This window comes from Duganella violaceipulchra, assembly GCF_019166075.1.
Classification (GTDB): Bacteria; Pseudomonadota; Gammaproteobacteria; order Burkholderiales; family Burkholderiaceae_D; genus Rugamonas; species Rugamonas violaceipulchra.
In genome coordinates, this window is the sequence record NZ_JAHTGR010000054.1 from 1 (window position 1) to 5546 (window position 5546).

The window sequence follows — 5546 nt, forward strand, 5'->3', positions numbered from 1 at the left end:
CGAACAGCTCGTGCAGGCAAACATCCTGCTCGTAGTCCGCCGCCGTCGCGTTCCATTCAACCAGCACCTGGCGGCGTTCCGCCGCCGACAGCACGCCGATCTCCGCCAGCGCCGTCTGCGGCGCCGTCTCCAGCGCCGCGACGATGCCTTCCAGCGCCGTCTGCATGTATTGGCACACCCGTTCAGCCGAAGCCACCCGCTTCACCTGCGCGCTCAACGACAGCGCGTTGCCGTGGTCATTCACCGACAGCATGAACGGGAAGTTGGTTCGTTCTTCATTTTTGAGTATCGCCACGCCAGGCCATTCCGTCTCTGCCGAACCGGCATCGGAAGCCTGCGCATGACGATAGTTCAGCAGCGTCGAGAACAGCGGCAGCGGCGCTGCCACGCCGCTGCACCGTTGTGCCGTCGACAGCGGCGCGTGCTCGTGACGCAGCAGTTGGGTCAGCAGTGCATGCGTGCGGCGCACACCTTGCGCCACGCTTTGATCGTCTATGCTGACGCGTACCGGCAAGGTGTTGATGAACATACCCAATACCCTCTCGGCGCCATCGCCGCCATCCATGCGGCCGAACAGCACAGTGCCAAACACCACATCCTGGCGTCCCGTCAGTTTTGACAAGACCTGGGCCCAGGCCAGATGCATCACACTGGCCAGGCTGACACCCTGCTCGCGTGCCTGTCGCCGCAGGCGCAGCAACAGGGGCTGAGCAATTTCAAGGCTGGCTTCTTCAATATCGCTACCGTCGCCCAAGACGTCGATCACGCCATATGGCGCGGTCGGCTCGTCGATATCGGCAAGCATATCGGAAAAGAAGGTTTCATGTTCATGACGGCTGACGCCCAGGCGCGCCTGGGCAACGAAGTGACGAAACGGCAGGGCCGGTGGCAACTGCGCAGCCAATCCGAGTTGGATCATCCGGATCTCTTCGACCAGCATCGCCAGCGTCGTGTGATCCATGGCCAGGTGATGCGTCAGCAATTGCAGCAGCCAGCGGCCACTGTGCCGGTCCTCGCCCATGAAACCGCGCATCAACGGCGCCTGGCGCACATCGATCCGGAAGTGACGCGGATCATAGCGCTGCGCCAACTGGTCGGCAAAGGCGCCAGCGCCGGCGTCGAAACTCACCTCTTCCAACGCCATTGGCGCCGACCGCCAGACCACTTGCAGCGGCTCGTCCAGATTGTCCCAGACGATCGCGGTACGCAGGATATCGTGCCGGGCGATGACCTGCTGCAGGGCCGCCAGGAAGCAGTCAAGCCGGTCGCGCGTATCGAATTCCATCAGCACCGGCAGCAGATAGGGATCGCCATCCCGCTGCGTGCGATGGTGGAACAGTATTCCCTCCTGCAGCGGCGCGAGCGGATAGATGTCCTGGATATTGGCCGCACCGCCGCTGACCTGGGCGGCGATACCGTCGCGCTGTTCAGCCGTCAGTTCATTTGGCGGCAAGGCCAGATGCTTGCCGAGCTTCTTCAAGTCGCTCATGTAGCGGGCATACTCGCCCGACTTCAGCATACCGATCAATACCGGCTTACAGCTGCGTAGCGTCGTCATTAATACGTCGTCCAACGCCTGGTCCTTGCCTCGAATACGAAGTTGATCCTGTTCGTTGGAGAGTGAAAGAGTAACGCCTTTTTCGTGCAGTTGAAGCAAAAGATCAGTCGCCATCATAATAAAATTTCCTTAAAATTTCCTTCGTCGTCGGCATCCGCCGACAACAATTCTTCGCTGTCATGAGACGCGATACTTGATATGGCAATTGCCAATTGAGCGACGGTCGGCGTACCGAATAGCGCGCGGACATCTGCCGGCAGTCCGGCCCGGCGCATATGGGCCAACAAGGTGACCGCCAGCAGCGAATGACCGCCCAGCTGGAAGAAGTTGTCGTGGCGGCCGACCCGATCCAGCTTGAGCACCTCCGCCCAGATCGCCGCCAGCGTCTCTTCGATCTCGCCTTGCGGCGCCTCATAGCCGTGTGTGACGTAAGCCTGTCCCTGCGGCGCCGGCAGCGCCTTGCGATCGAGCTTGCCGTTCGGCGTCAGCGGCAAGGCGTCCAGCACCACAAAGGCCGACGGCAACATGAAGTCCGACAGGCTGCGCGCCAGTTCTTCGCTCAGTGCGGCGATATCGAGCTGCGCGCCTTCGCGCGCCACCACGTAGGCCACCAGGCGCTGGTCGCCCGGCTGGTCCTCGCGCGCCAGCACCACCGCCTCGCGCACATCCGCGCAAGCCGACAGCTTGGTCTCGATCTCGCCCAGCTCGACGCGAACGCCACGGATCTTGACCTGGAAGTCATTGCGGCCCAGGTACTCGATCGTGCCATCGGCCAGATGCCGCGCCAGGTCGCCCGTCCTGTACATGCGAGCCTCCGGCGCGCCGGCGAACGGGTCGGCCACGAAGCGCTCCGCCGTCATCTCCGGCAGGTTCAGATAGCCGCGCGCCAGGCCGGCGCCGCCGATGTACAACTCACCGGCCACGCCCAGCGGCACCGGCTGGCGCCGCGCATCGAGGATATAGACCACGGTGTTGGCGATCGGACGGCCGATCGGCGAGCGATCCACCGCATCGGCATCGGCCGCCACGCAAGCGTGGAAGGTCGAGTCGCCGTTCGCCTCGGACGAGCCATAGAAGTTATACAGCCGCACACCGGGACAGGCCGCGAGCGTCCGCGCGATCAGGTCGCGCGACAGGCGCGCGCCGCTGCTCACCAGCGTCTTCAGCGCCCCCAGCGCGCCGGCGTCGGCCGCCAGCAAGGCCTCCAGCAACGACGGCACCAGCGTCAGGTGGCTGATGTCGCCTTGCGCGATCCGCGCCGCCATGCGTTCGACGTCGCGCCCCAGATCATGGTCGAACACCGCCAAAGTCCCCCCGGCCAGCAGGGTTTGCAGCACCTCCGATACCGAGTCGACAAAGCCGATGCTGGTCTTGAAGGCCGTCACCGGCGCCTGTTCGAAGATGTCGCGCACCGCCCACAACAGACGGTTGCGCAGGCCGACGCCAGTGTTGGCGACACCCTTGGGCACTCCGGTCGAGCCGGAGGTATAGATCACGTAGGCCAGGTTGTTCGCCGTCAGGGCCAGCCGATCCAGGTTGTCGCCAGCCTGATCGCGCCACTGTGCGCCCGCTTCATCCAGCTCGGCACAAGGCAGCCCGCCAGCCATGCCGGCCAGCGCCGCCCGTCCCGAGGCGTCGTACAGCACCGCCAGCGGCGCGCTGTCGGCCAGCATGTAAGCCAGCCGCTCCTGTGGATAGGCAGGGTCCAGCGGCACGTAGCAGCCGCCCGCCTTCAAGGTGGCCAGCATCGCCACCACCAGTTCCAGGCCACGGCCGGCGCAGATCGCCACCCGCGCCTCCGGCGCCACGCCCAGCGCGCGCAGGTGGCGCGCCAGCTGATTGGCGCGGGCGTTAAGCTGGGCGTAAGTGTGGACCCGCCCATCGTGCGTCACGGCCGGCGTATCCGGCGTGCGCAGCACCTGCTGTTCGAACAGCTCATGCACGCACAGATCCTGCGCCAGTTCGCGCTGCGTGGCGTTCCAGCCCGCCAGCAGCAGCTGGCGTTCGGCCGCCGGCAGTGGGTCGATTGTGCAAAGACCGGTTTCCGGCGCCGTCTCCAGCGCTGTCACCAGGCCTTCCAGCGCCGCCTGCATGTAGCCGCAGACGCGCGCCGCCGACACCGAGCGGTCGACCTGCGCGGTCAGGCGGAAGCCAGCACCCAGGTCATCCACGGACAGCGTCAGCGGGAAGTTGGTACGTTCCTCGGCTACGATCACCTCCATGCCTTCCCACCCCGCCCCTGCCTTGCCTTCCGTAGTGTCAGTCGGGAGAATGTGGCGATAGTTCAGCAGCGACGAGAACAGCGGCAGCGGCGCGGCTACGCCGCTGCAGCGCTGCGCCAGGGTCAATGGCGCATGTTCGTGACGCAGCAACTGCGTCAGCAGCGCATGGGTGCCGCGCACGCCATCCTCGACGCCTTGCTCATCGACGTCAATCCGCACCGGCAGGGTATTGATAAACATACCCAGCGCCCGATCGGAACCAGCGCCCCCCTGCATGCGGCCGAACAGCACCGTGCCAAACACCACGCTCCGGCGGCCCGTCAGTTTCGTCAGCACCCGCGCCCAGGCCAGGTGCATCAGGCTGGCCGTGCTGACGCCCAAGCCGCGCGCCTGGGCACGCAGACGGTTCGCCAGCTCGTCCGGCAGCGCCAGTTTGAGCTCCTCGATCTGCGAACCATCGCCCTGGACATCAAGCAGACCGTATGGCGCGCTCGGCTCGTCGATATCGGCCAGCATCCGCGTAAAGAAGGCCTCATGTTCCTGCGGGCTCACCCCCAGCCGCGCTTGCGCGACGAAGTTACGGAACGGGAGAGGCTGCGGCAGCCGCTCCACCTGCCCTTGCTGGATCAGGCGGATTTCCTCGATCAGGATATCAAGCGTTGTGTGGTCGATCGCCAGATGGTGCATCAGCAATTGCAGCAACCAGCGGCCTTGGGTGCGGTCTTCGCTGACGAATCCGCGCATGAGCGGTCCCTGTCGCACATCAAGTCTGTAGGAGCGCGGATGGTAGCGCGCATTCAGCTGCTCCGCGATGTCGCCCGCCGCAGCGTCGAGAGTGACTTCCTCCACAGGCAGCGGCGCATGACGCCACACCACCTGCACCGGTTCGGCCAGGCCGTCCCATAGCATTGCGGTGCGCAGGATATCGTGGCGGTCGATCACCACTTGCAAGGTCGCCAGGAAGCCGTCCAGGCGCGCACGCGTATCGAACTCTATCAGCGTCGGCAACAGGTAGGCGTCGCCCTCCCGCTGCATCATGTGATGGAACAGTATCCCGCTTTGCAGCGGCGCCAGAGGATAGATGTCCTGGATATTGGCGCCGCCGCCCGGCACCGCCGCGACGATGCCGTCGATATCCTGCTGGCTCAGTTGCACCAGCGGCAGCATGTCCGGCGTGATCGCCTCGCAACCGTCGACGATGCCGTTGGCCGGCACCAGCACGTCGATCGCACCGCCGCCGCCGGCCAGCGCCGCGATGGTCGGTGTGCCGAACAGCGCACGCACGTCGGTCTGCACGCCGGCCCGGCGCATGCGCTCGATCAGCGCCACCGCCAGCAGCGAATGGCCGCCCAGTTCGAAGAAGTTGTCGTGGCGGCCGACCCGTTCCAGTTTCAGCAGCTCGGCCCAGATCGCCGCCAGCGTTGTTTCGGTCTCTCCCTGCGGCGCCTGGTAGCCGCGCGCCACATACGCTTGCGCATCCGGCGCCGGCAGCGCCTTGCGATCGAGCTTGCCGTTCGGCGTCAGCGGCAAGGATGGCAGCGCCACGAAGGCGGCAGGCACCATGTAGTCCGACAGCGTCAGCGCCAGTTCTTCGCGCAACGCCGTGATATCGAGCGGCGCCCCGTCGCGCGCCACCACGTAGGCCACCAGGCGCTTGTCGCCCGGCTGGTCCTCGCGCGCCAGCACCGCCGCCTCGCGCACTCCGGCGCAGGCCGACAGCCTGGTCTCGATCTCGCCCAACTCGATGCGGAAGCCGCGGATCTTGA

Annotated in this window: 2 protein-coding genes; both read right to left on the minus strand. The window is 65.7% G+C overall.

All coding sequences use genetic code 11. The features are described 5' to 3' along the window. On the minus strand, positions 1-1675 hold a 1675-nt coding region (locus KVP70_RS32805; RefSeq protein ID WP_229225255.1), incomplete at its 3' end, for a condensation domain-containing protein. Next, positions 1672-5546: non-ribosomal peptide synthetase (locus KVP70_RS32810; RefSeq protein WP_217946626.1), on the minus strand; the 3875-nt coding region annotated here is incomplete at its 5' end. The genes KVP70_RS32810 and KVP70_RS32805, both read right to left, overlap by 4 nt.